At 74.0% G+C, this 22,683-nt stretch carries 23 protein-coding genes and 1 riboswitch; of the genes, 9 read left to right on the forward strand and 14 right to left on the reverse strand.

Annotated features, from left to right (window positions below; translation table 11 throughout):
• The 4 genes from ADL34_RS33605 to ADL34_RS33620 all read right to left on the reverse strand — a co-directional run.
• On the reverse strand, window positions 1–979 hold a 979-nt coding region (locus tag ADL34_RS33605), incomplete at its 3' end, for an ABC transporter ATP-binding protein (protein WP_234375170.1).
• Window positions 976–2,181: an energy-coupling factor transporter transmembrane component T gene (locus ADL34_RS33610; protein WP_079034112.1), complete on the reverse strand. Its 1,206-nt coding sequence runs from the start codon at window positions 2,179–2,181 to the stop codon at window positions 976–978. The genes ADL34_RS33605 and ADL34_RS33610, both read right to left, overlap by 4 nt.
• Window positions 2,181–2,816 (reverse strand): SCO2322 family protein, encoded by a 636-nt coding sequence (locus ADL34_RS33615; RefSeq protein ID WP_062667363.1) that lies wholly within the window; start codon window positions 2,814–2,816, stop codon window positions 2,181–2,183. Before ADL34_RS33615 ends, ADL34_RS33610 begins: the two co-directional genes overlap by 1 nt.
• Window positions 2,813–4,024: a prenyltransferase/squalene oxidase repeat-containing protein gene (locus ADL34_RS33620; RefSeq protein WP_062667364.1), complete on the reverse strand. Its 1,212-nt coding sequence runs from the start codon at window positions 4,022–4,024 to the stop codon at window positions 2,813–2,815. Before ADL34_RS33620 ends, ADL34_RS33615 begins: the two co-directional genes overlap by 4 nt.
• Window positions 4,025–4,139: 115 nt before the next feature.
• A riboswitch (cobalamin riboswitch) is annotated at window positions 4,140–4,301 on the reverse strand.
• A 65-nt stretch (window positions 4,302–4,366) separates the two neighbouring features.
• On the opposite strand from ADL34_RS33620, the gene ADL34_RS33625 reads away from it, so the two are divergent.
• Window positions 4,367–5,020 (forward strand): phosphotransferase, encoded by a 654-nt coding sequence (locus ADL34_RS33625; RefSeq protein WP_062667365.1) that lies wholly within the window; start codon window positions 4,367–4,369, stop codon window positions 5,018–5,020.
• A gap of 1 nt (window position 5,021) precedes the next feature.
• Here the strand turns inward: ADL34_RS33625 and ADL34_RS33630 are convergent, their stop codons facing one another.
• Entirely contained in the window at window positions 5,022–6,050 is a 1,029-nt protein-coding gene (locus tag ADL34_RS33630; protein ID WP_062667366.1) for an MBL fold metallo-hydrolase, read from the reverse strand.
• Window positions 6,051–6,274: 224 nt separating this feature from the next.
• On the opposite strand from ADL34_RS33630, the gene ADL34_RS33635 reads away from it, so the two are divergent.
• Entirely contained in the window at window positions 6,275–7,732 is a 1,458-nt protein-coding gene (locus ADL34_RS33635; protein ID WP_062667367.1) for an aldehyde dehydrogenase, read from the forward strand.
• A gap of 2 nt (window positions 7,733–7,734) precedes the next feature.
• Complete coding sequence (locus tag ADL34_RS33640; RefSeq protein WP_062667369.1) at window positions 7,735–7,968, forward strand: ferredoxin; 234 nt, start codon at window positions 7,735–7,737, stop codon at window positions 7,966–7,968.
• A 4-nt stretch (window positions 7,969–7,972) separates the two neighbouring features.
• On the opposite strand, the gene ADL34_RS33645 is transcribed toward ADL34_RS33640, so the two are convergent.
• Complete coding sequence (locus tag ADL34_RS33645; RefSeq protein ID WP_062667371.1) at window positions 7,973–8,599, reverse strand: TetR family transcriptional regulator; 627 nt, start codon at window positions 8,597–8,599, stop codon at window positions 7,973–7,975.
• A 209-nt stretch (window positions 8,600–8,808) separates the two neighbouring features.
• Here ADL34_RS33645 and ADL34_RS33650 point away from each other — a divergent pair, with 209 nt between their 5' ends.
• Genes ADL34_RS33650 through ADL34_RS33660 form a run of 3 tightly spaced genes read left to right on the forward strand, consistent with a single transcriptional unit; the run spans window position 8,809 to window position 12,040 of the window.
• Window positions 8,809–10,245 (forward strand): glycosyltransferase family 4 protein, encoded by a 1,437-nt coding sequence (locus ADL34_RS33650; protein WP_062667373.1) that lies wholly within the window; start codon window positions 8,809–8,811, stop codon window positions 10,243–10,245.
• Window positions 10,239–10,973: a class I SAM-dependent methyltransferase gene (locus tag ADL34_RS33655; protein WP_062667375.1), complete on the forward strand. Its 735-nt coding sequence runs from the start codon at window positions 10,239–10,241 to the stop codon at window positions 10,971–10,973. The genes ADL34_RS33650 and ADL34_RS33655 overlap by 7 nt, the downstream gene beginning before the upstream one ends.
• Entirely contained in the window at window positions 10,970–12,040 is a 1,071-nt protein-coding gene (locus ADL34_RS33660; RefSeq protein WP_062667377.1) for a prenyltransferase/squalene oxidase repeat-containing protein, read from the forward strand. The genes ADL34_RS33655 and ADL34_RS33660 overlap by 4 nt, the downstream gene beginning before the upstream one ends.
• A 16-nt stretch (window positions 12,041–12,056) precedes the next feature.
• On the opposite strand, the gene ADL34_RS33665 is transcribed toward ADL34_RS33660, so the two are convergent.
• From ADL34_RS33665 to ADL34_RS33690, 6 genes are all read right to left on the reverse strand, one after another.
• Complete coding sequence (locus ADL34_RS33665; RefSeq protein ID WP_062667379.1) at window positions 12,057–12,347, reverse strand: hypothetical protein; 291 nt, start codon at window positions 12,345–12,347, stop codon at window positions 12,057–12,059.
• Window positions 12,348–12,392: 45 nt separating this feature from the next.
• Window positions 12,393–13,403, reverse strand: a complete 1,011-nt coding sequence (locus ADL34_RS33670) for an LLM class F420-dependent oxidoreductase (RefSeq protein WP_062667381.1) — start codon at window positions 13,401–13,403, stop codon at window positions 12,393–12,395.
• Window positions 13,404–13,497: 94 nt separating this feature from the next.
• Entirely contained in the window at window positions 13,498–14,211 is a 714-nt protein-coding gene (locus ADL34_RS33675) for a hypothetical protein (protein ID WP_062667383.1), read from the reverse strand.
• Between the two features lie 197 nt (window positions 14,212–14,408).
• Window positions 14,409–15,329 (reverse strand): N-acetylmuramoyl-L-alanine amidase, encoded by a 921-nt coding sequence (locus ADL34_RS33680; RefSeq protein WP_062667385.1) that lies wholly within the window; start codon window positions 15,327–15,329, stop codon window positions 14,409–14,411.
• Window positions 15,330–15,375: 46 nt separating this feature from the next.
• Complete coding sequence (locus ADL34_RS33685; protein WP_062667386.1) at window positions 15,376–16,026, reverse strand: class I SAM-dependent methyltransferase; 651 nt, start codon at window positions 16,024–16,026, stop codon at window positions 15,376–15,378.
• Window positions 16,027–16,126: 100 nt separating this feature from the next.
• The gene (locus tag ADL34_RS33690; protein WP_062667388.1) at window positions 16,127–17,869 is read right to left on the reverse strand and encodes an MFS transporter; all 1,743 of its coding nucleotides are present in this window, start codon (window positions 17,867–17,869) and stop codon (window positions 16,127–16,129) included.
• Window positions 17,870–18,060: 191 nt separating this feature from the next.
• Here ADL34_RS33690 and ADL34_RS33695 point away from each other — a divergent pair, with 191 nt between their 5' ends.
• Window positions 18,061–18,603, forward strand: a complete 543-nt coding sequence (locus ADL34_RS33695; RefSeq protein ID WP_062667390.1) for a SigE family RNA polymerase sigma factor — start codon at window positions 18,061–18,063, stop codon at window positions 18,601–18,603.
• Complete coding sequence (locus ADL34_RS33700) at window positions 18,600–19,511, forward strand: hypothetical protein (RefSeq protein ID WP_062667392.1); 912 nt, start codon at window positions 18,600–18,602, stop codon at window positions 19,509–19,511. Before ADL34_RS33695 ends, ADL34_RS33700 begins: the two co-directional genes overlap by 4 nt.
• Window positions 19,512–19,544: 33 nt before the next feature.
• Here ADL34_RS33700 and ADL34_RS33705 read toward each other — a convergent pair whose 3' ends face one another.
• A complete protein-coding gene (locus ADL34_RS33705; protein WP_062667393.1) occupies window positions 19,545–20,177 on the reverse strand; it encodes a response regulator transcription factor in 633 nt (210 codons plus the stop codon).
• 66 nt (window positions 20,178–20,243) lie between these two features.
• Window positions 20,244–21,461: a sensor histidine kinase gene (locus ADL34_RS33710; protein WP_079034113.1), complete on the reverse strand. Its 1,218-nt coding sequence runs from the start codon at window positions 21,459–21,461 to the stop codon at window positions 20,244–20,246.
• Between the two features lie 360 nt (window positions 21,462–21,821).
• Between ADL34_RS33710 and ADL34_RS33715 the strand changes: the two genes are divergently transcribed.
• Window positions 21,822–22,679, forward strand: coding sequence for a MaoC/PaaZ C-terminal domain-containing protein (locus ADL34_RS33715; RefSeq protein WP_062667395.1), 858 nt, complete (start codon window positions 21,822–21,824; stop codon window positions 22,677–22,679).
• Window positions 22,680–22,683 lie beyond the last annotated feature (4 nt).

The raw sequence follows: 22,683 nt of genomic DNA on the forward strand, positions 1-22,683 counted from the left end.
CCCCGGCCGGGCCCCCCCCGCCCGCCCGGCGGGGCTGGGCCGGGGCCGGGGACACGCCGGGGGGGCCCCCGGCCTTCTCGTCCGCGGCGGAGTTGCGGGCCGGCGGCGGGGCGGGCGGCGGGGCGGGCGGCTCCGAGCGCGCGGGTCCGGGCAGGGCGTCGTGATCGCCGAGGCGCTGCCGCAGGTCGGACGCCCGGCGCCGGGCGTCCCGGACCGTCAGCGGGAGCGGGGACCAGCCGGCCAGCCGGCCCAGGGCCACCACCGGCGGATACACCGGGGACATCGCCATGATCTCCGCCGGGTCGCCGAGGACCGGCGGGTCTCCCGGGGCGGGCAGCAGGACGACACGGTCCGCGTACTGCACGACGCGTTCCAGGCGGTGCTCGGCCATCAGCACCGTCGTGCCCAGGTCGTGGACGAGGCGCTGAAGGACGGCCAGGACCTCCTCGGCGGCGGCCGGGTCCAGCGCCGACGTCGGCTCGTCCAGCACCAGCACCCTCGGGTGGGGGGTCAGGACCGAGCCGATCGCGACGCGCTGCCGCTGCCCGCCGGACAGGGTGGCGATCGACCGGTCCCGCAGATCCGCCAGACCCAGCAGGTCCAGCGTCTCCTCGACCCGGCGCCGCATCACGTCCGGGGCCAGGCCCAGCGACTCCATGCCGTAGGCCAGCTCCTCCTCCACCGTGTCGGTCACGAAGTGGGAGAGCGGGTCCTGGCCCACCGTGCCCACCACGTCGGCGAGTTCACGCGGCTTGTGGGTACGGGTGTCCCGCCCGGCCACCGTGACCCGGCCGCGCAGGGTGCCGCCCGTGAAGTGCGGCACGAGTCCGCTGACCGCGTTCAGCACGGTCGACTTGCCGACCCCCGACGGCCCGACGAGCAGCACCAGCTCCCCCTCGGGCACCACGAAGTCCACCCCGTCGACGGTGGGCGCGGCGGCCCCGTCGTAGGTCACGGAGACGTTCTCGAAGCGGATCACGACGGCTCCTCGCGGGCGACGGCACCGCGCGGCGCCGGCTTCCTCGGTGCGGGCTTCCTCGGTGCGGGGCCGACGAACGCCGGGAGCAGCCCGAGCAGGACGGCGGCCGCCGGCCACAGCGGAAGGGTGGGCGCGACCAGCGGCACCACACCCGGGTTCAGGGCCGCCGGCTCACGGCTCGCGGCCAGGGTCAGCAGGGCGGCGACCGCCGCGCCCGACCCGGCGACCAGCCACGCGCGCGGACCCCAGCGGTCGGGCCGGTAGCGGGTGCGCGGGGAGCGGCGCCCGCCCAGGCGCAGCCCCGCCAGCGCCGCCGCGAGACCGGCGAGCAGCACCGGCAGCCCGTAGGTGCCGCCCGCGGCGGTCAGCAGCCCGTACGTGCCCGCGCACACGCCCAGCAGTCCGCCCAGGGTGAGCGCGGCCGTCGTGCGACGGACCCGGTCCGGGACGTCGGCGGTCCGGCCGTAGCCGCGCGCGTCCATCGCGGCGGCCAGCGCGACCGAACGCTCCAGCGCGCCCTCCAGCACCGGCAGGCCGACCTGGACCAGGCCGCGCAACCCCCGGTCCGGCCGTCCGCGCAGCCGGCGGGCGGCCCGCAGGCGCTGCACGTCGGCGATCAGGTGAGGGGCGTACGTCAGGGCCACCACCACCGCGACACCCATCTCGTACAGGGCGCCCGGCAGGGACTTCAGCAGCCGGGCCGGGTTGGCGAGGGAGTTCGCCGCGCCCACGCAGATGAGGAGCGTGGCCAGCTTCAGACCCTCGTACAGCGCCCGCACGAGCGTCTCGGCGGTGACCCGGCCGCCCAGCCGGATGCCCTGCGCCCAGTCGGGCAGGGCCACCTCGGGCAGGGTGACGAGCACATGGGTGCCGGGGATGGGGGAGCCGAGGGCCACCGCGAAGAACAGCCGGATCACGAGGACGGCCAGGGCGAGCTTGACGAAGGCACCGTAGGAGCGGGCCCAGGGGGCGTCCGGGCGGCACGCCGCCACCACGTAGGCGGACGTCGCGGCGAGCAGGGCGAGCAGCAGCGGGTTGGTGGTGCGGGTCGCGGCGGTGCCGAGCGCCAGCGCCCAGACCCACCAGGCGCCGGGGTGGAGGGGGTCGCGAACGGGCCGCTCGGCGTCGGGCACGGCCGGGCCGGGGGCGATCGCTCCCTCCGGGCCGCCCCCGCTCCGTGTGCCGCCGCGCCCCCCTGCCATCAGCCGCGCCGCCGTCGTGCCTGCCAGACGGCCGCGCCCGCCAGGACCACGACGGCCGCGACACCGGCGACCAGACCGACCGAGGCACCGCCCTCCGCGTCGTCCTCCGGCTCGGTGGCCGCGGGCTTCTCGCCCTGGGCGACCTGCTCGCCGCAGCCCTTGCGCGGGTAGCCGTCGATCGCGCACAGCAGGGCGTTGGAGTCGTACCGCAGCGGACCGGCGACGGCCGCCAGAGCGTCCGCGGTCGTGGCGTCCGGGTCGACGCGAGCGCAGACGGTGCGCCGGGCCGGCGGCCTCTCGCCCGAGGGGGCGTCGGCGGCCGTGCCGAAGTCCAGCACCAGCGCGATCCGCTTCTTGCCGTCCCGCGCCGGTGTACGGGCACAGATCACGGAGAACTCGGCCGCGCCCCGGGGCCGCGTGGCGTCCTTCGAGTCCTCGCTCACGGCGAAGCGGAAGCCCTGCACATCGCCGTCGTCGGGACGGGACAGCGAGGGGCCCAGGGAGGCGTACGACCAGGAGCCGCCGTCGCGGTCCCAGAACGACCAGTAGCGGTACCCGGTGGCCTGGGCGGCCTGGGCCGCGCCGGCCGTCAGGACCAGCGCGGCCAGCAGAACCGCGAGGGCGCGCCGGATCACGCCCGGCCGCCCTTGTTGCGGTGGCTCAGCAGGAAGCCGATGCCGATGCCGACGACGAGGAAGACGCCGATGTACCACCAGACGCCGAACGGGCTGTCGTCGTCCTTGTCCTCCTGGGCGTCCGCGCTCTTCCCGGCCGCCTTCTGCGGCGCCGGGCCGGTCGCGTTCAGCTTCGCGACCAGGTCGGTGCCGCCGAAGTCGCGCGGGTCGGTGCCGGTGGCGTGCGCGGCGAAGATCAGCTGGGCGTAGGCGGCGGGGCCGTTCTGCGCGGCCCACTTCGCGGCGTTGCCCTCCAGCCAGCTCAGGGGCTTCGCGGCGGCGCCGGCCCCGCCCTGCGCGGCGAGCGCGACCACCGCGTCGGCCGTGTTGCCGTAGTCCGGCTGGTCGTCGGCGCCGGGCAGCGCGGAGACCAGGTGCCCGTCCTTGCCGAGCACCCGCGTCAGGTAGGCGGCGCCGTTGGCGGCGGCCTGCTCCGGGGAGCCGGCCTTCGCGCAGGTGGCGCCCGCCTTCTCGCCGGCGCTCGCGACGAGCCCCTTGCCGAGTGCGCCGATCACGCCGGCCGCGGTGGCGTCGGCGTTGGCGGCCAGCTCGCCCTTCTTGTCCGGCTGGTAGGCGAAGGCGCCCGCGTCGTCGCCCTCGCAGGGCAGGGCGAGGGAGAGCAGGGCGTCGTAGGGCGACTTGCCGTCCTTGGTGACCTCGGCCGGCTTCTCGCCCGCGGCGGCCAGTGCGCCGACGACGACCGACGTCGAGTTGGTGTCGCTGGCCCCGCCCGGGGTGTAGCCCCAGCCGCCGTCCTTGTTCTGGACGGACTTCAGCCAGGTCACGGCCTTGCCGGTGACGGTGTCGTGGCCGCCGAGCGCCGTCAGGGCCTGCACGGCGGCGGCGGTGCTGTTGCTGTCGACCATCACCTTGGCGTCGCACGCCTTGGCGGTGTCGGCGCGGTACGCGGCGAACGCGCCGTTCGCGCACTGCTGCCCGGTCAGCCAGTCCACGGCCGACGCGGCGGGCCGCACCTTCGCGGTGTGCTGGGCGAGCAGGGCGAGGGACTGCCGCCAGACCCCGTCGTACGTCGGGTCGGTGGTGCCGTACAGCCCCTTGGGGAGGGCCGCAGACGGCGACGGGGACGGTGAGTCGGCGGCCATGGCGGGCGCGGTCGCGCCGAGCACGACGGTGGCGGCCAGGGCCGCGGCGCTGCGGCGGACGTTCATGATCGGCGGGTGCCCTCTCCCTGTGGGGAGCCGGACAGCACGGGAGGACCCCCGGGCGGCTCGGCTCCGTATACCTCGACGGTGCCGTGCTCCGGCAGGCTGCCGGGACACGTGAGCCGGTCACGTCCGTCCAGGGCGGTCCGGCTCACCGGCCTCGGACCGTCCGCCACGGGGGCGGGGACGCGGGGACCGGTTCACGGTTGCGGGTCAGCGCCGGAATTGCACCGGCTTTCCCCTGAACGGGTGAGTGATGACGACCGGGACACTGTACCCGGCCGTAACCCGGGCTCTCCGGGGCACCTCGCACCGGGTACCGTCCTGCCGACGCGAGGGGGCAGGACGATGGGGCGACTGATCGGTTCGGGGCGGACCGCCGACGTGTACGAGGTCGACCGGCACTGGGTGCTGCGCCGGGACCGGGAGGGGTACGGCGACGCACTCGCCGAGGGCGAGGTGATGGCGCACGTGCGCGGCCACGGCTTCCCGGCGCCCCGCGTCCGCCTCGACGGCTCCTCGCGGACCGAGCTGGTGATGGAGCGCCTCACGGGGCCGACGATGCTGGGCGCGCTCGTGGCGGGCACCCTCGGCCCGGACGAGGCGGGTGCGGAACTCGCCCGTCTGCTGCGGCGGCTGCACGGCCTGCCCGGACGCCGCCCCGGGACCCGCGTCCTCCACCTGGACCTGCACCCCGACAACGTGATCCTCACCCCGGACGGGCCGTACGTCATCGACTGGAGCAACGCCCGTGACGGCGACCCCGGTCTCGACTGGGGCGCCTCCGCGGTGATCCTCGCCCAGGTCGCCGTCGGCGACGAGGTCCTGGCGGCGAGTGCCCACGCACTGCTCGCCGCCCTGCTGGCCGACCCCTCGGACCTCACCGACGCCGGGCTGTCCCAGGCCCTGCGCGAACGGGCGGCCAACCCGACGATGACCGAGCGGGAGACCGGCCTCCTGGGCGCCGCCGAGAAGCTGATCCGCACGTTCCTTCCCGGGTAGGTCAGACCGCCACGTACGCCACCGGCTCGCTCCCCGTCACCGCCTCCGCCCGCCCCAGCTTCACCAGGCGGCGCAGGTGGGCCTCCGCCTCCGCGACCGCGATGGTGCGGGAGCCCGGTGGGATCCGGACCCAGGGGCGGTTCCACTCCATGCGTTCGGCGAGCTGCCACGGGGTCAGCGGGGTGGTGAGCAGCGCCAGCAGACCCGTCAGCCGTGCCTCGTGGTGGTCGAGCAACTCCCGTACGCGCGCCGGGGCGTCGGTGAACGCGTGCTGGTGTGCCGGCAGGACCTCGGCGGGGCCGAGGGCGGCGACGCGTTCCAGTGAGGCCAGGTAGTCGCCGAGGGGGTCGGTGGCCGTGGTGTCGTCGGGGTCCTCGTACAGGCCGATGTGCGGGGTGATCCCGGGCAGCAGGTGGTCGCCGGAGAACAGCCGGCCGTGGCCCGGGAGTCCGGCCGGGTGGTCCTCCTCCAGGTGCAGGCAGACGTGGCCCGGGGTGTGGCCCGGCGTCCAGACCGCGCGCAGCCGGCGGCCCGGGAGGTCCAGCAGCTCGCCCGGGACGATCTCCCGGTCGGGGTCGGCGGGGGAGAAGCCCGGCAGGGAGCCGGGGCGGCGGGCGGCGCGCAGCGGGGCCACGTGCTCCTCGGGGGCGCCGGCCGCCGCGAGTTTGCCGGCCATGTACGCGAACCAGGTCTCGGGGCGTGTCGCCCGGGTGCGCCGGACGATCGCCGCGTCCGCCGCGTGCATCGCGATCCAGGCGCCGGACGCCTCACGCACCCGGCCGGACAGGCCGTGGTGGTCGGGGTGGTGGTGGGTGACGACCACGCCGACGACATCCGCGGGCGTGGTGCCGCAGGCCGCGAGGCCGTCGGTGAGGGTGTCCCAGGAGGCCGGGTCGTCCCAGCCGGTGTCGACGAGCACGGGGCCGCGGTCGGTGTCGACGACGTGCACGAGGGTGTGGCCGAGGGGGTTGTCCGGGATCGGGACCCGGAGGGACCGCACCCCGCCGCCGTGGTCGTACACCTGCGTCATGGGCTCCCCCATCGCCGCGACCGTCGCGCGGCACGGACCGGCCGCCCGGCCATAGTAACTAGAACGAGTTTCGATGGGAGCCCGAGTCATCCATCCGCCCGTCGGTCCGGTCGTGCACGGTCCGTGGACTCCTCTGGGTGGAACTGGTATCAGTTCCCCTGTATCTGATGGGTCGTCAGGGTGCCTGGCGCGTTCAGGGTGCGGCTCCGGGGAGGCAGTCGGTCATGACCGAACTCGTGGAACACGGACAGCTGTTCATCGGCGGGCAGTGGGCCGACCCCCTGGGCGGTGACGTCATCGAGGTGGTCTCACCGCACACCGAGGAGGTCATCGGCCGGGTGCCGCACGCCTCCCGGGCCGACGTGGACCGGGCCGTCGGCGCGGCCCGCCGGGCCTTCGACGAGGGGCCCTGGCCCCGCACGAGCCTGGACGAGCGCATCGAGGTCGTCGGCCGGATCAAGGACGGGATCGCCGCCCGGCACGAGGAGATCGCCCGCGTCATCTCCGCCCAGAACGGCTCCCCCTACTCCTGGAGCGTCCTCGCCCAGGCCCTCGGCGCGATGATGGTGTGGGACGCGGCGATCACCGTCGCGCGCGGCTTCCCCTACGAGGAGCCACGCGACGGCGTCCTCGGGCGGATCCTCGTGCGCCGCGAGCCGGTCGGCGTCGTGGCGGCCGTCGTCCCCTGGAACGTCCCGCAGTTCGTCGCCGCCGCCAAGCTCGCGCCCGCCCTGCTCGCCGGATGCACGGTCGTCCTCAAACCGTCCCCCGAGTCGCCGCTCGACGCCTACCTGCTCGCGGAGATCGCGGCCGAGGCCGGGCTGCCCGAGGGCGTGCTGTCGGTCCTGCCCGCCGACCGCGAGGTCAGCGAGTATCTGGTCGGGCACCCCGGCGTCGACAAGGTCTCCTTCACCGGATCCGTCGCCGCCGGCAAGCGCGTCATGGAGGTCGCCGCCCGCAACCTGACCCGCGTCACCCTCGAACTCGGCGGCAAGTCCGCGGCCGTGGTCCTGCCCGACGCGGACGTCGAGGCGACGGTGGCCGGCGTGGTCCCGGCGGCCTGGATGAACAACGGCCAGGCGTGCGTGGCCCAGACCCGCATCCTGCTCCCGCGCTCCCGCTACGACGAGTTCGCCGAGGCGTTCGCCGCCGCGGCCGGCGCCCTCCTGGTCGGCGACCCGCTGGACCCCGCCACCCAGGTCGGCCCGCTCGTGGCGCGGCGCCAGCAGCGGCGCAGCCTCGACTACATACGGATCGGGCAGGAGGAGGGCGCGAAGATCCTCACCGGCGGCGGACGCCCCGCCGGCCTGGAGAAGGGCTGGTACGTAGAGCCGACCCTCTTCGGTGACGTCGACAACGCGATGCGCGTCGCCCGCGAGGAGATCTTCGGCCCGGTCGTCTGCCTGCTGCCGTACGGCGACCAGGACGAGGCCGTGAGGATCGCCGACGACTCGGAGTACGGGCTGTCCGGCAGCGTGTGGACCGGCGACGTCGAGCGCGGCATCGAGGTCGCCCGGCGGGTCCGTACCGGGACCTACTCCGTCAACACCTTCAGCCTCGACATGCTCGGCCCCTTCGGCGGCTACAAGAACTCCGGGCTGGGACGGGAGTTCGGGCCCGAGGGCTTCGGCGAGTACTTCGAGCAGAAGATGATCCATCTGCCCGCCGGCTGGGAGGCGTGACGATGGGCGACCGCTGGCACGTCGAGGTCGACCGGTCGCTGTGCGTCGGCTCGGCCCAGTGCCTCCACCGCGCCCCCGGCGGCTTCCGCCTCGACCGCGCCCGCCAGTCCCATCCGGCCGACCCGGAGACCGACGCCGACGAGTCGGTCCTCGCGGCGGCCGAGAGCTGTCCCGTGGAGGCCATCGCGATCACCCTGCTGGGCACCGGGGAACCCGTCTTCCCGCCCGAGGAGTAACCCCTCAGCGGCGCCGCGGCTCCTCGGGGGCCGTCAGGTCGATCAGCCGGCAGACCGTCTCGATGTCGATCTTCACCTGGGCGATCGAGGCGCGCCCCGACAGCCAGGTGATCAGGGCCGAGTGCCAGGTGTGCTCGATGACGCGGACGGCGGACAGCTGCTGCGGCGTCGGGTCCTCCAGACCCATCGCGTCCAGGATGATCATCGTGGTCTGCCGGGAGACCTGGTCGACCTCCGGGGAGACGCTGCGGTCCGCGAACGTCAGCGCCCGCACCATCGCGTCCGCCAGATGCGGCTCGCGCTGCAGTGCGCGGAACGCCCGCATCAGGGTCTCCGCGACCCGCTCGGCCGCCGTCGCGCCCTGCGGCGGCTTCTTGCGCAGCGTGCCGTGCATGTGCTCCAACTGGGCCTGCATCGTGGCGACCAGCAGATGCACCTTGGACGGGAAGTAGCGGTACAGCGTGCCGAGCGCCACCTGGGAGGACTCCGCGACCTCGCGCATCTGCACGGCGTCGAAGCCGCCCCGGCTCGCGAGCTGCGCGCTGGCGTGCAGGATGCGTCGGCGGCGGGCCTCCTGCCGCTCGGTGAGAGGCGGTGAGGGAGGGCTCGCGCTACTGACTTCCGCAGGCATGGATCCCGTTCCGTGACAGTCGGTGAGGGTGGGTGACCGGACAGAGCATGCCAGGGGTCGGCCGTGGCGTGAATCACCTGATCCATCGCTCACAGCGGCGCTACCTGCCGGTAGATTCAGAGCCTCCTGAACGATCAAGTCTGAAACTTGTTCTAGATTAACGTCCCGGCGTAACCTCGCGGGACAGAGCAGGGAGAGAGGGGCCCGGAGTGACCGCTGAGGCCAGGGAGGCCGGGTCTCCGACGGACCTTGCCGCCGACGGCGGGCGACCGCTCGACATCGCGCTTCTCACCTACAAAGGGAACCCGTTCTGTGGCGGTCAGGGCGTCTACGTACGGCACCTCTCCCGCGAACTCGCCCGCCTCGGCCACCGCGTCGAGGTCATCGGCTCCCAGCCCTATCCGGTGCTCGACGAACACGAGGACTACGCGGGCCGCCTCACCCTCACCGAGCTGCCCAGCCTCGACCTGTACCGCCAGCCCGACCCCTTCCGCACCCCCGGGCGCGACGAGTACCGCGACTGGGTCGACGCGCTGGAAGTGGCGACCATGTGGACCGGCGGCTTCCCCGAGCCGCTGACGTTCTCGCTGCGCGCCCGCCGCCTGCTGCGCGCCCGCCGCGGCGACTTCGACGTCGTGCACGACAACCAGACCCTCGGCTACGGCCTCCTCGGCGACGTCGGCGCCCCCCTCGTCACCACCATCCACCACCCCATCACGGTGGACCGCCGGCTGGAGTTGGACGCCGCCACGACCTGGCAGCGGCGGATGTCGGTCCGCCGGTGGTACGCCTTCACCCGGATGCAGAAGCGGGTCGCGCGCCGCCTGCCGTCCGTCCTCACCGTCTCCGGCACCTCCCGGGGGGAGATCGTCGACGACCTCGGCGTACGGCGGGACCGCATCCACGTCGTCCACATCGGCGCCGACACCGACCTGTTCTCGCCGGATCCGTCGGTCCGGCGGGTGCCCGGCCGGATCGTGACGACGTCCAGCGCCGACGTGCCGCTGAAGGGCCTGGTGTTCCTCGTCGAGGCGCTCGCCAAGGTCCGCACCGAACACCCCGACGCCCATCTCGTCGTCGTCGGCAAGCGCCCCGAGGACGGCCCGGTCGCCCGCGCCGTCGAGCGCTACGGCCTCGAAGGCGCCGTCGACTTCGTCAAGGGCATCTCCGACGCCGAACTCGTCGACCTGGTCCGCTCGGCGGAGGTGGCCTGCGTGCCGTCGCTGTACGAGGGCTTCTCGCTGCCCGCCGCCGAGGCCATGGCCACCGGCACCCCCCTGGTCGCCACGACCGGCGGGGCGATCCCCGAGGTCGCCGGACGCGACGGCGAGACCTGCCTCGCGGTGCCGCCCGGCGACCCCGGTGCGCTGGCCGCCGGGCTGACCCGGCTGCTGGGCGACGCCGGCCTGCGCGACCGGCTCGGAGCGGCCGGACGCGAGCGGGTCCTCCAGCACTTCACCTGGGCCAAGGCCGCCGAGGGCACGGTGGCGCGGTACCGCGAGGCGATCGCCGCCGGCCGGCACCCCCGCGCCACGGCCGCGGACACCGCTCCGGCCACCCCCGTCCGCTCCACGACCCCACCCGTCACCGCCCCGGCCTCCCCCCTCGTCGAGGGCGCCGACACCGAAAGCAGGGCCACGTGCTGACCGTCGACTTCTCCCGGTTCCCGCTCGCCCCGGGCGACCGTGTCCTGGACCTCGGCTGCGGTGCCGGACGGCACGCGTTCGAGTGCTACCGGCGCGGAGCCCAGGTCGTCGCGCTGGACCAGAACGGCGAGGAGATCCGCGAGGTCGCGAAGTGGTTCGCGGCGATGAAGGAGGCCGGCGAGGCCCCCGAGGGCGCCACCGCCACCGCCATGGAGGGCGACGCGCTCGCGCTGCCCTTCCCGGACGAGTCCTTCGACGTCGTGATCATCTCCGAGGTCATGGAGCACATCCCCGACGACAAGGGCGTCCTCGCCGAGATGGTCCGGGTCCTCAAGCCCGGCGGCCGCATCGCCATCACCGTTCCGCGCTACGGCCCCGAGAAGGTCTGCTGGGCGCTGTCCGACGCCTACCACGAGGTCGAGGGCGGCCACATCCGCATCTACAAGGCGGACGAGCTGCTGGGGAAGATCCGCGAGGCGGGCCTGAGGCCGTACGGCACCCACCACGCGCACGCGCTGCACTCGCCGTACTGGTGGCTGAAGTGCGCGTTCGGCGTGGACAACGACAAGGCGCTGCCCGTGAAGGCGTACCACAAGCTCCTCGTCTGGGACATCATGAAGAAGCCGCTGGCCACCCGGGTCGCCGAACAGGCGCTGAACCCGCTGATCGGCAAGAGCTTCGTGGCGTACGCGACCAAGCCGCACCTGCCCCGGGTGGACGCGCGGTGACCACTCCCCGGACAGAACACCTCGTCCTGCCCGGGGTCCTCACCGCCGAGCAGGCCGCCGCGACCGTGGCCGGCATCCTCGCGGTGCAGCGGGAGGACGGGGCGATCCCGTGGTTCCGCGGACACCACCTCGACCCGTGGGACCACGTCGAGGCCGCCATGGCGCTGGACGCCGCCGGTGAACACACCGCCGCCGAGCGGGCGTACACCTGGCTGGCCACCCATCAGAACGACGACGGCTCCTGGTACGCCGCCTACCGCGACGGCGCCCACGACGACGTCACCGACACCGGGCGCGAGACCAACTTCGTCGCCTACATGGCGGTGGGCGTCTGGCACCACTACCTGTCCACGGGCGACGACACGTTCCTGGACCGCATGTGGCCCAGCGTGTACGCCGCGATCGAGTTCGTGCTGCGGCTCCAGCAGCCCGGCGGGCAGATCGGCTGGCGGCGCGACGACGACGGCACCCCCACCGTGGACGCCCTGCTCACCGGCTCCTCGTCGATCCACCACGCACTGCGGTGCGCGCTGGCCATCGCCGAGCAGCGCGAGGAGCCCCAGCCGGACTGGGAGCTCGCGGCGGGCGCGCTGCGCCACGCCATCCGCCGGCACCCCGAGCGGTTCCTCGACAAGGACCGCTACTCGATGGACTGGTACTACCCGGTGCTCGGCGGAGCGCTCACCGGCGCCGAGGCCGAGGCCCGGATGCGCGGGGGCTGGGGCCGGTTCGTCGTGCCCGGCCTCGGCGTGCGGTGCGTCGTGCCCAACCCGTGGGTCACCGGCGGCGAGTCCGCCGAACTCGCCCTCGCGCTGTGGGCGATGGGCGAGTCCGACCGCGCGCTGGAGATCCTCCAGTCCATCCAGCACCTGCGGGACGCCGAGAGCGGGCTGTACTGGACCGGGTACGTCTTCGAGGACGACGCCATCTGGCCGCGCGAACTCACCACGTGGACAGCGGGATCCGTCCTGCTGGCCGTCGCCGCGCTCGGCGGGCACGAGGCCACGTGCGCGGTGTTCGGCGGGGACCGCCTGCCGGCCGGACTGGACCCGGACTGCTGCGCCTGACGGCCGGGGCCGGGTGTCAGTGGCGGTGCACCCGGCCGGCGATGGCGTGGCCGACGAACAGGTAGACCACGGCGGCCAGGCCGTACCCGGCCACCACGCGGGCCCACTCCTCGTCGAAGGTGAACAGGTCGTGCGACCAGCCCGCCAGCCAGCGGGCGGCGTCGTGGACGAACTGCACGAAGTCGTTGCCGGGGTTGGCATCCAGCAGGTACATGAGGATCCACAGGCCCAGGATGAGGGCCATGACATCGGCGACGATCGCGATGACCGTGCCGGCCTGGTTGGCGCCGCGATATCTAGAGGACATGCTCCTCGCTTGACCCCGGAACCCGGCTTGAAACCCGCCCCGCACCTATGAGTTGAGCCCGGCCAGCACCCGCAGGCTGTGGGGGTCCGGGGCCAGCGCCAGCAGATCCGTCACCGGGCCCTCGCGCCACAACTCCAGTCGCTCCCTGATCCGTTCGCGCGGGCCGACCAGGGAGATCTCGTCGGCGAAGGCGTCCGGCACCGCCCGCACGGCCTCCTCCCGGCGCCCCTCCAGGAACAGCCGCTGGACGCGCCGGGCCTCCTCCTCGTACCCCATGCGCGCCATGAGGTCGGCGTGGAAGTTGCGGGCCGCGTGGCCCATGCCGCCGATGTAGAACCCCAGCATGGCCTTCACCGGGAGCAGCCCCTCGGCCACGTCGTCGCAGACCCGCACCTGGGCCAGGGGAGCGACCCGGAACCCGGGCGGGAGGTCGCGCACCGCGTCCCCGTACACCTCGGGCCGGCCAGGCGCCCAGTACAACGGCAGCCACCCGTCGGCCATGTGAACCGTCTGCGCCACGTTCTTCGGCCCCTCGGCGCCCAGCAGGACCGGCAGGTGGCGGCGGAGAGGATGGGTGATGGACTTCAGCGCCCTGCCGAGTCCGGTGGCGTCCGGCCCCCGGTACGGGTGCGCGTGGAACCGCCCGTCGAGCTCCACCGGAGCCTCGCGCCGCAGCACCTGCCGTACGACGTCGACGTACTCGCGGGTCGCGGTGAGCGGCGAGGCGGGGAACGGCCGCCCGTACCACCCTTCCACGACCTGCGGCCCCGACAGCCCGAGCCCCAGCAGCACCCGCCCGCCCGAGAGGTGGTCCAGGGTCAGGGCGTGCATGGCGGTGGCCGTGGGGGAGCGGGCGGCCATCTGCGCGACGGCGGTCCCCAGTCCGATCCTCGACGTGTGCGCGGCGATCCAGGTCAGGGGAGTGAAGGCGTCGGACCCCCAGGACTCCGCCGTCCACACCGTGGCGTACCCCAGCCGCTCGGCCTCCACGGCGAGCGGCACGTGGTCGGCGGAGGGGCCGCGGCCCCAGTATCCGAGAGCGAGCCCGAGTCGCATACCAGCCTCCTGACGCTCCGTCAGTCGAGACGGTGAGGGTACGGCAACGGCCCCCCGCCCGGAAGGGCGAGGGGCCGTCGTACGGCGTGGGGACTCAGCCGCGCTGGATGCCGCTCGTGTCCTGGAGGACACCGCGACGGCCGTCCTGCGTCTGCGCGACCAGGGCCGCGCCGCGCTGCTCGACGGCCAGGTACCAGGTGCCCGGCGCCAGTTCGGCGATCGGGTTGGGCGAGCCGTCCTCCGCGAAGAGGGGACGCGCCACCGGCACGGCGAACCAGAACGGGGAGAAGTCACCGGCCGGCGCGGGCGCGGGCGCCTGCGGCTGACCGCCCCCGAACGGCTGCTGCTGCCCCGGCGCACCCGGGTAGCCGTAACCGCCCTGCGGCTGCCCGCCGTAGGGCTGCGGCGCGGCCGGACGCGGCGCCGGCACGAGCGCGGCCTGCAACGCCGGCACGAGCGGCGTCGCGACGGCGGCGGCGGCGAGGATCAGGGCGGCGAGGAAGCCGAGGATGAAGCCGGCCGCCGCGCTCGCGCGGTCGTCGACGCCCACCAGGGACCAGAACAGGGCCCATGCGGTCAGGATGGCGAAGCCCGTGCCGACGGTGCCGAGGTCGAGACCGGCGACCTTGCGCGGCTGCGGCAGAAGGCGGTTCACGACGATCAGGGCGGCGCCGATGACCCCGCCCATGTACACGCCGAGTCCGAGGCCGAGGGAGTCCCACGCGTTCTGGTCCACGTCGAACCCGGAGACGGTGTAGAGGTCGAGGAACGACGCGATGAAGAGCAACACCGCTGCTCCGATCACCACGCCGTCGCCTCGAGTGAGGGAGCGGATATTCACTTCAGATCCTTCGTCAGTCGTCTCAACATCGGCATCGCTGGAGGCGTCGCTGTCACCATGTCGCCGTCTGGCCCCGGTGTGAAGCGTGGGGGTGGCCCCTCATCGTAAGGACGACCTTATCGTCCGTCCGACACGTCTGTCCGCCGGGATCCACCCGAAGACCACTACCCTCGCAGGAAACTCACGATTCCCTCAGAGATTCCCTGCGCCGCCTTCTGACGCCAGGCGCCGCTGGTGAGCAGTGCCGCGTCCTTGCTATCGCGCATGTTGCCGCACTCGATGAAGACCTTGGGAACCGTTGACAGATTGAGACCGCCCAGATCCTGACGCGTGACGAGACCGGTGCCGTCGCCCACATAGTCGGAGGCCGCGCTTCCGGTCACGCGGACGAACGCGCCCGCGACGCGCTCGCCGAGAGCCCGCGAAGGGGCCACGATCGGGCCGGTGTTCGCGTCGCCCTCGGCCACCTTGCCGGGCAGGATGACGTGGAAGCCGCGCTGTCCGGCGCCCGCGCCGTCCGCGTGGATCGAGACGACGGCGTCCGCGTGCGCCTTGTTGCCGATCCGGGCCCGCTCGTCCACGCACGGGCCCCACGGCCGGTCGCCGTCCTGCGTGAACTCCACGGTGGCGCCCTGCTTCTCCAGCAGCGCGCGCATCCGGCGGGCGACGTCGAGCGTGAACTCGGCCTCCCGGTAACCGGCGTTGGTGGACGTCCCCGTGGTGTCGCACTCCTTGCGGTTGGTGCCGATGTCCACCTGGCGGTTGATCTCGGCCGTGTGCCGGAAGTTGCCGGGGTTGTGGCCCGGGTCGACGACGACGACCTTGCCGGCGAGCGGTGCCGAGTCCGAGGCGGAGGGGGACGGGCTCGGCTTCTCGTCGTCGGTGGGGGGCGCCGCCGGGCGGGTGTTCGCCTGGGACGGCCGTACCGCCGCCTCGCCGGAGCCGCCTCCGTCGTCGCCCACCGTCGCGTACACCAGCCAGCCGAGCAGCGCCCCCGGGACGAGGGCGGCGGTGGCCACGGTCAGGGCGCGGCGACGGCCGCGGCGGGGCTGCGGAGGATCGAGGTCCGGACCTAGGTACGACACGGCTGCCACCTTACGGGCCGGTTCCGGGCCGTGCCCTCGCGGCACATCAGAGGCCGTCACCCGTCCGCCGCAGCACCCGCAGCGAGTCGGTGGCCGACACCTCCGTGAAGGCGCCGGAGGCGAGGGCCCGCAGGTAGACGCGGTACGGCGCCTGGCCGGTGAACTCGTCGACCGGGTCCGGGAACACGTCGTGGATGACGAGCAGACCGCCCTCGGCGACATGCGGAGCCCAGCCCTCGTAGTCGGCGTTGGCGTGCTCGTCGGTGTGACCGCCGTCGACGAAGACCAGCCCGAGAGGCGTGCCCCACACCTTCGCGACCTGCGGGGAGCGGCCCACCAGGGCGACCACGTGCTCCTCCAGACCCGCCCGGTGCAGGGTGCGGCGGAACGTCGGCAGCGTGTCCATCAGGCCCAGCTCGGGGTCGACGGTCTCCGGGTCGTGGTAGTCCCAGCCCGGCTGCTGTTCCTCGCTGCCGCGGTGGTGGTCGACCGTGAGGGCCGTCACCCCGGCCGCGCGGGCCGCGTCGGCGAGCAGGATCGTGGAGCGCCCGCAGTACGTGCCGACCTCCAGCAGGGGGAGCCCCAGCCGTCCGGCCTCCACGGCCGCCGCGTACAGGGCCAGGCCCTCACCCGTCGGCATGAAGCCCTTCGCGGCCTCGAAGGCGGCCAGGATGTCGGGCTCGGGGGCCGGGGCCATGGGGGTCCTCTCCGTCGTACGACCGTATGGGCGCCCATGGTGCACCACACCCCCCGTCACCTGGGCGACGGGGGGTGCGGGCGGGCCGGGGAGGCGGGTGTCAGGCGGTGACGGCCTCGCCCGGCAGCGCGAGGTCGACGTCCACCGCGCCGTCCTCGCCGGGATGCGTGGCCGCCGAGGCGAGCGGCGCGTGCCCCTCGGCGCGGGCGGCCAGGACGTAGGCGCCCTGGGCCGGGACCGCGAGGGCGTAGCTGCCGTCCTGGGCGGACAGGGTGGCGCCGGCCTGCCGGCCGCGGCGGTCGATCAGGGTGACCTTGGCGCGGGCCACCGGGGCGCCGGCGGCGTCCAGGACGCGCCCGCGGAAGCCGTGCAGGGCCTCCGCGGCGCGCTCCAGGTTGGCGTCCTCCTCGCTGCTGGCGCGCAGCTGCGGGTGGGCGGAGGGGCGCTGCCGGGGCAGGAGCAGGGCGAACGCGAGGCCGAGGACGACGGCGCCGGTCGCGATCAGGAAGGAGAGCCGGAAGCCGTGCATGGTGGGGATCGCGACCCCGCCGACGTCGTTCGCCGTGTTGGCCAGCACCATGCCGATGACGGCGCTGGACACGGACGTGCCGATGGACCGCATCAGGGTGTTCAGGCCGTTCGCCGCACCCGTCTCCGAGACCGGCACCGCGCCGACGATCAGAGCGGGCAGCGACGAGTACGCGAGGCCGATGCCCGCGCCGAGGACCACAGCGATCACCAGGCTCTGCCAGGCGGCGCTCATCAGGCCGAGGCCGGCGCCGTAGCCGATCGCGATGACGAGCATGCCGAGGATGAGGGTGGTCTTGGGGCCGTACCGCGCCGACAGCCGGGCGTAGACCGGGGCCGTCACCATCATGGTCAGGCCGAGCGGGGCGACGAGCAGGCCCGCGACGACCATCGACTGGCCGAGGCCGTAGCCGGTCGACGTCGGCAGCTGGAGCAGCTGGGGCAGGACCAGCGAGACGACGTAGAAGCTGACGCCGACCATGATCGACGCGAGGTTGGTGAACAGGACGGCCGGGCGGGCCGTGGTGCGCAGGTCGACCAGTGGCGCCTTGACGCGCAGCTCGTACACGCCCCACAGGAGGAGGACCGCCGCCGCGGCGCCGAACAGCCCGAGCGTCGTGCCGGACGTCCAGCCCCAGTCGCTGCCCTTGGTGATGGGCAGCAGGAACAGCACGAGACCCGCGGAGAGGCCCAGCGCCCCCGGGAGGTCGAAGGTGCCCTGCGCGCGGACCTCGGACTCCGGGACGACGAGGAGGGTCAGCGCGATGGAGAGGACGCCGAGGGCGGCGGCGCCGTAGAAGAGGGCGTGCCAGTTCGCGTGCTGGGCGACCAGGGCCGCGGCCGGCAGGGCGAGACCGCCGCCGACGCCGATCGAGGAGCTCATCAGGGCCATCGCCGAGCCGAGCCGCTCGCGAGGCAGCATGTCCCGCATCAGGCCGATGCCGAGCGGGATGGCGCCCATCGCGAAGCCCTGGAGGGTCCGGCCCACGATCATGGGGAGCAGGGCGCTGGTGACGGCGCTCAGCAGGGCGCCGGCCACCATCACGGAGAGGCTGGCCATGAGCATGCGCCGCTTGCCGAAGAGGTCGCCGAGGCGGCCCATGATGGGGGTGGCGACGGCGCCGGAGAGCAGGGTCGAGGTCAGAACCCAGGTGGCGTTGCTGGGCGTGGTGTCCAGCAGCTGCGGCAGGTCCTTGATGACCGGGACGAGCAGGGTCTGCATCACCGCGACCACGATGCCCGCGAAGGCCAGGACGGGGACCAGGGCCCCGGAGGTCGCTCTGCCGGCGGGCCGGTCGATGGTCGTTCGTGTCATGTGTACGTCGAACTCCGTCTGCCTGGGCAACTATTCCGATGCTTTGGCACACTAACGAAATCTTGACCTTCTCTTGGGGAAGGGGCCGCCGGGGAAGGAGGCCGCCGACGGAGGGCTGCGAAAATCCGTTCCGGCCGGGAGGCAACGGTTCCAGGGGCTCGTGGACTCCTTTGGACATCAAGGAGGTGCCCATGGGGGAACGCAAGGCGGTCCGGGACGCGGAGTTCCAGAGCTTCGTCACCAGCCGCTGGCCGCGCCTGCTGCGGACGGCTTTTCTCCTCACCGGTGAGCAGCACGCCGCGGAGGACCTGACGCAGACGACACTGGAACAGGCCTACGTGGCCTGGCGCAGGGTGGGGACGGCGGACGACCCGGAAGCCTACGTACGGCGCGTGATGATCAACGCGCACGCGCGAAGACACCGGCGGCGGCTCAGGGAGTTCCTGGCGCCGAAGGACGACTCCGGCCTGGCCCGCGAGGTGCCGGACACCGGCGACCGCATCGCCCAGGCCGACGACCGCGGCGCCCTGCTCGCGGCGCTGGCCCAGCTGCCGCCCCGGCAGCGGGAGGCCGTGGTGCTGCGCTACTGGGAGGACCTGACCGAGACGCAGACGGCCGAGGCGATGGGCTGTTCCGTCGGCGCCGTGAAGAGCAACGCGGCCAGGGGCATCGCGAAACTCCGCGCCCTGCCGGGACTGGCGGAGATGGTCACGCAGGGAGGGCGGAGCCGATGAGCGCGAAGCGGGAGACGAACCACCACATGTCGATCGACGGCCTGACCGTCCACGAGCCGGGGGACTCCGAGCGCACCCCCTCCGACATCGCGCTGCTGCTCGCCGACGCCACTGACGGCGTCGAGGTCGGTACGGCCCCGTACGCGGCGGTGCTGCGCGGCGGGCGCCGCCGCAAGGCCCGCCGCTGGGCCGCGGCGTCGGCGACCGCCCTGGCCCTGGTCGCCTCGGCCGGCACCCTCGCGGTGGCGGGGCTGCCCGCCGGGGACGGCTCCGGGGACACCTCGGTCGCCACGAACCCCGCGCCCCCGCCCACACCCCCTGGTCCGGACGTGCGCACGCCCTCGCGGACGCTGCTCGCGAGCGGCACCGACCACGGGCAGCGGTGGCGGGTCCTCGTAGACCTCTGGGACGCCCCGCGCACCGAGCGTCAGGCCGCCACCGAGCTCGCCGCGATGCGCTCCTTCGGGCAGCGGCCGGCGAACGTGGCCGACGCCGCCGACCTCGTCGGCAGGAGCACCTACTTCGTGCTGCGCGAGTACGGCGAGACGGACACGGCACGTGTCGTCAGCGAGGGCGCCTTCACGGACGAGCCGGGTTCGTCCGGCGGGGACATCGAGGCGGTGGCGCTGCCGCTGGTGCCTGGGGCGAAGGACGCCGAGGGCGCGGAACGGCTGGTCGTCGGGAGGGTCGCCCTGGACGCCCGGAAGGTCACCTGCACCTGGAAGGACGGGACGACGACGGAGGTGCCGTCGTTCTTCGAGGCGGCCGGCGGGGCCACCCCCACGAAGTCGGTCGACATGGGCGGCGAGAACCCGCTGATCCGGGTCGTGGACGGCTCACCGGATGCCTGGTTCGCCTGTGTGGCGCCCGAGGGCACGGCGTTCAAATCCGTGGCGGTCACCAAGTAGGGGCGTACGGCGGCGAGGGCGCGGCGGCGGGGGTCACAGCCACCCTTGCTGCCGTGCCTCCCGCAGTGCCTCCGTCCGGTTGCGGGTGCCGGTCTTGCCGATGGCGGAGGACAGGTAGTTGCGGACCGTCGACTCCGACAGATGCAGCCGGGCGGAGACGTCGGCGACCGTCGCGCCGTCCGAGGAGGCGTTCAGCACCTCGCGCTCCCGTGCGGTGAGCGGGTTGGGGCCGGCGCTGAGTGCGGCGGCGGCCAGGGCCGGATCGATCACCGTCTCACCGGTCAGCACCCGGCGGACGGCGACCGCCAGCTCCTCCACGGGGCCGTCCTTCACCAGGAAGCCGGCGGCACCGGCCTCCATGGCCCGCCGCAGATAGCCGGGACGGCCGAAGGTCGTCAGGATCAGCACCCGGCAGTCGGGCACCTGGTCGCGCAGCTCGGCGGCGGCGTCCAGGCCGCTCAGGCCCGGCAGCTCGATGTCGAGGAGGGCCACGTCGGGCCGGTGCGTGAGGGCGGCGTCCACGATGGCGTCACCGGCCGACACCTGCGCCACCACCTCGATGTCCGGCTCCATCCCGAGCAGTAAGGCGAGCGCCCCGCGCATCATGCCCTGATCCTCGGCGAGCAGCACCCGGATGTGTTTCCCGGGCCGGCGATCCGACGGCATCTCGTTCACGGGCCAAGCGTAGGGGGGCGGGGGGAGGAAGGCGCCGGTCGTGACGGGGGCGCGGTTTCAGCGCGCAGGCGGCCCGGCGGTGACGGGAACGGCTTCCGCGCCCGGGCCCACCGGCCGGACCACGTGCCCCGGTCCCTCCGTGACGTCCGCCGGGAGATCCGCCGTCACCGTGAAGCCGCCGCGTTCCGGGCCGGCCGTCAGGGTGCCTCCGGCGGTGGTCAGGCGCTCGGCGAGGCCTCGCAGGCCCGTGCCTCCCGTGGTCCGGGGACGGCCGGTGCCGGTGCCGCGGCCGTCGTCCGTCACCGTCAGCCGGGCGCGCTCGCCGTCACAGGTCACCGTGATCTCGCACCGGTTCGCGTCGCTGTGCCGGACCACGTTCGTGGCCGCCTCCCTTACCACCCAGCCCAGCAGGGCCTCCGTCTGCGGGGCGAGCGGCGGCCCCGAGCGGCGTACGACCGGTTCCACGCCGGCCGCCCGCAGGGCCGAGACCGCGCCGTCGATCTCCCGACTCAGACTGCCCTCCCGGTAGCCGGTCACGGCCTCGCGGATCTCCGTGAGCGCCTGCCGCCCGACCGACTCGATGTCGGCGAGCTGCGCCTGGGCCGCGTCCACGTCCCGGGTGGTCAGGCGCCGGGCCGCCTCCGCCTTCACCACGATCACCGACAGCGTGTGCCCGAGCAGGTCGTGCAGATCGCGGGAGAAGCGCAGCCGCTCCTGCTCGACGGCCCGGTGCGCCAGCTCCTCGCGGGCGGCCCGCAGCTGCCGTACCGCGTCCGAGAGCGACAGGATCGCCGCCGTCACCATCGTCGAGATCCAGGTCGCGTAGGCGATGCCGAGTCCGCCCCAGCCGTCGCGGGAGACGGCCACCGCACCGGCCAGCACGCCCAGGGCCGCCCCGGTCAGCCGCAGGTGCGGGAAGCGCACCGCCGCGCCGGTGGCCAGCCCGAGCAGAGGGAAGAACAGCAGCCAGGTGCCGCCGTAGGCCAGCGCCAGCGCACAGGTCACCCCGGTCATCAGGACCAGGGCCACCCTGGTCGAGGGTGCTTCCCGCGTCTCCTTCGCGAAAGAGCGGAACGCGACGTAGACGTAGAGCGAGTTGAAGGCCAGCAGCCCCAGCCCGCCGATCAAGGGGTCCGCCGTCTCACCGCGGAAGAGGTTGGACAGGGAGCCCAGGCCCAGGAGCAGCCAGGGCAGCAGGCTGTAGCCGTTCGGCGCGCGCGTCTCCTCCCGGGCGCCCGCGCACGAGGTCCCGTGGTGCTTGAACAACCAGGCCATCTCCGTGTCCCCTGCCGCCGACGTCCGATGTGCACGGTGCGATGTGCGATGTCATCGACGGTACGGACCCGGGCGGCGGTCCGGCCAGGGGCGGGTGTCCGTCGTCCGGCAGGACAAATGTCCTGGCCGACTCCTGACTGACACAGCGTCAGGAGTCTTCACAAGTGCCGGGGCCTCGGCTATACAGGGGGCGCCGCACTGGAACGCGTTCTAGAACCGGCTGGTTCCGCGGCCCCGTGACGACCTCGGTGCGGCCGACGGTGCGGACGGCCGTACCGAGGTCTCGACCCACCCCGCCCGACCCCGCACGGTCCCGCGCGCGGTCCGCCGCCCGAGCCGGCCGTCACTGTCAGGAGCCGTATGCCCATCGACGCAGCCAAGGCCCTCGCCGCCGGACCCCGGACCGGCGAGATCTCCTGGAACTCCAAGGACGTCCAGCTCTACCACCTCGGCATCGGCGCCGGCGTCCCCGCCACCGACCCCGGCGAACTGCGCTACACCCTGGAGTCGAGGCTGCACGTGCTGCCCAGCTTCGCCACCGTCGCCGGCTCCGGGGCACCCGGCGTCATCGGCGGACTGTCCATGCCCGGCATCGAGGTCGACCTCGCCCGCGTCCTGCACGGCGGCCAGCACCTCACCGTCCACCGCCCCCTCCCGGCCGAGGGCACGGCCACCGCCGTCCACCGGATCGCCGGTCTCTACGACAAGGGGAAGGCGGCCGTGCTCGTGCTGCGCACCGACGTCGAGGACGCCGACGGGCCGCTGTGGACCAACGACGCCGAGATCTTCATCCGCGGGGAGGGCGGCTTCGGCGGCGACCGCGGCCCCTCGAACCGTCCCGAACCCCCCACCGGGGAGCCGGACCGCGTCCTGGAACGGCCGCTCCGCGAGGACCAGGCGCTGCTCTACCGCCTCTCCGGCGACTGGAACCCGCTGCACGCCGACCCCGACTTCGCCAAGCGCGCCGGGTTCGACCGGCCCATCCTGCACGGGCTGTGCACCTACGGCGTCACGCTCAAGGCCGTCGTCGACACCCTGCTCGACGGCGACGTGACCCGCGTGCGCTCCTACCGCACCCGTTTCGCCGGGGTCGCCTACCCGGGCGAGACCCTGCACGTCCGCGCCTGGTCCGGGGAGGGCTCCGTGCGCGTCGCCGTGACCGCGGCCGACCGCGACGACGCACCCGTCCTCACCGACACGGTCGTGGACCACACCTGACCCG

Origin of the sequence: Streptomyces sp. NRRL WC-3605, assembly GCF_001509795.1 — a bacterium.
Classification (GTDB): Bacteria; Actinomycetota; Actinomycetes; order Streptomycetales; family Streptomycetaceae; genus Streptomyces; species Streptomyces viridochromogenes.

What these genes read in the sequence shown, in the direction of transcription:
- ADL34_RS33610 (WP_079034112.1), bottom strand. Translation starts at nt 2,181, where the DNA reads ATGGCAGGGGGGCGCGGCGGCACACGGAGCGGGGGCGGCCCGGAGGGA.
- ADL34_RS33620 (WP_062667364.1), bottom strand. Translation starts at nt 4,024, where the DNA reads ATGAACGTCCGCCGCAGCGCCGCGGCCCTGGCCGCCACCGTCGTGCTC.
- ADL34_RS33625 (WP_062667365.1), top strand. Translation starts at nt 4,367, where the DNA reads ATGGGGCGACTGATCGGTTCGGGGCGGACCGCCGACGTGTACGAGGTC.
- ADL34_RS33630 (WP_062667366.1), bottom strand. Translation starts at nt 6,050, where the DNA reads ATGACGCAGGTGTACGACCACGGCGGCGGGGTGCGGTCCCTCCGGGTC.
- ADL34_RS33635 (WP_062667367.1), top strand. Translation starts at nt 6,275, where the DNA reads ATGACCGAACTCGTGGAACACGGACAGCTGTTCATCGGCGGGCAGTGG.
- ADL34_RS33640 (WP_062667369.1), top strand. Translation starts at nt 7,735, where the DNA reads ATGGGCGACCGCTGGCACGTCGAGGTCGACCGGTCGCTGTGCGTCGGC.
- ADL34_RS33645 (WP_062667371.1), bottom strand. Translation starts at nt 8,599, where the DNA reads ATGCCTGCGGAAGTCAGTAGCGCGAGCCCTCCCTCACCGCCTCTCACC.
- ADL34_RS33665 (WP_062667379.1), bottom strand. Translation starts at nt 12,347, where the DNA reads ATGTCCTCTAGATATCGCGGCGCCAACCAGGCCGGCACGGTCATCGCG.
- ADL34_RS33670 (WP_062667381.1), bottom strand. Translation starts at nt 13,403, where the DNA reads ATGCGACTCGGGCTCGCTCTCGGATACTGGGGCCGCGGCCCCTCCGCC.
- ADL34_RS33685 (WP_062667386.1), bottom strand. Translation starts at nt 16,026, where the DNA reads ATGGCCCCGGCCCCCGAGCCCGACATCCTGGCCGCCTTCGAGGCCGCG.
- ADL34_RS33690 (WP_062667388.1), bottom strand. Translation starts at nt 17,869, where the DNA reads ATGACACGAACGACCATCGACCGGCCCGCCGGCAGAGCGACCTCCGGG.
- ADL34_RS33695 (WP_062667390.1), top strand. Translation starts at nt 18,061, where the DNA reads ATGGGGGAACGCAAGGCGGTCCGGGACGCGGAGTTCCAGAGCTTCGTC.
- ADL34_RS33700 (WP_062667392.1), top strand. Translation starts at nt 18,600, where the DNA reads ATGAGCGCGAAGCGGGAGACGAACCACCACATGTCGATCGACGGCCTG.
- ADL34_RS33705 (WP_062667393.1), bottom strand. Translation starts at nt 20,177, where the DNA reads ATGCCGTCGGATCGCCGGCCCGGGAAACACATCCGGGTGCTGCTCGCC.
- ADL34_RS33710 (WP_079034113.1), bottom strand. Translation starts at nt 21,461, where the DNA reads ATGGCCTGGTTGTTCAAGCACCACGGGACCTCGTGCGCGGGCGCCCGG.
- ADL34_RS33715 (WP_062667395.1), top strand. Translation starts at nt 21,822, where the DNA reads ATGCCCATCGACGCAGCCAAGGCCCTCGCCGCCGGACCCCGGACCGGC.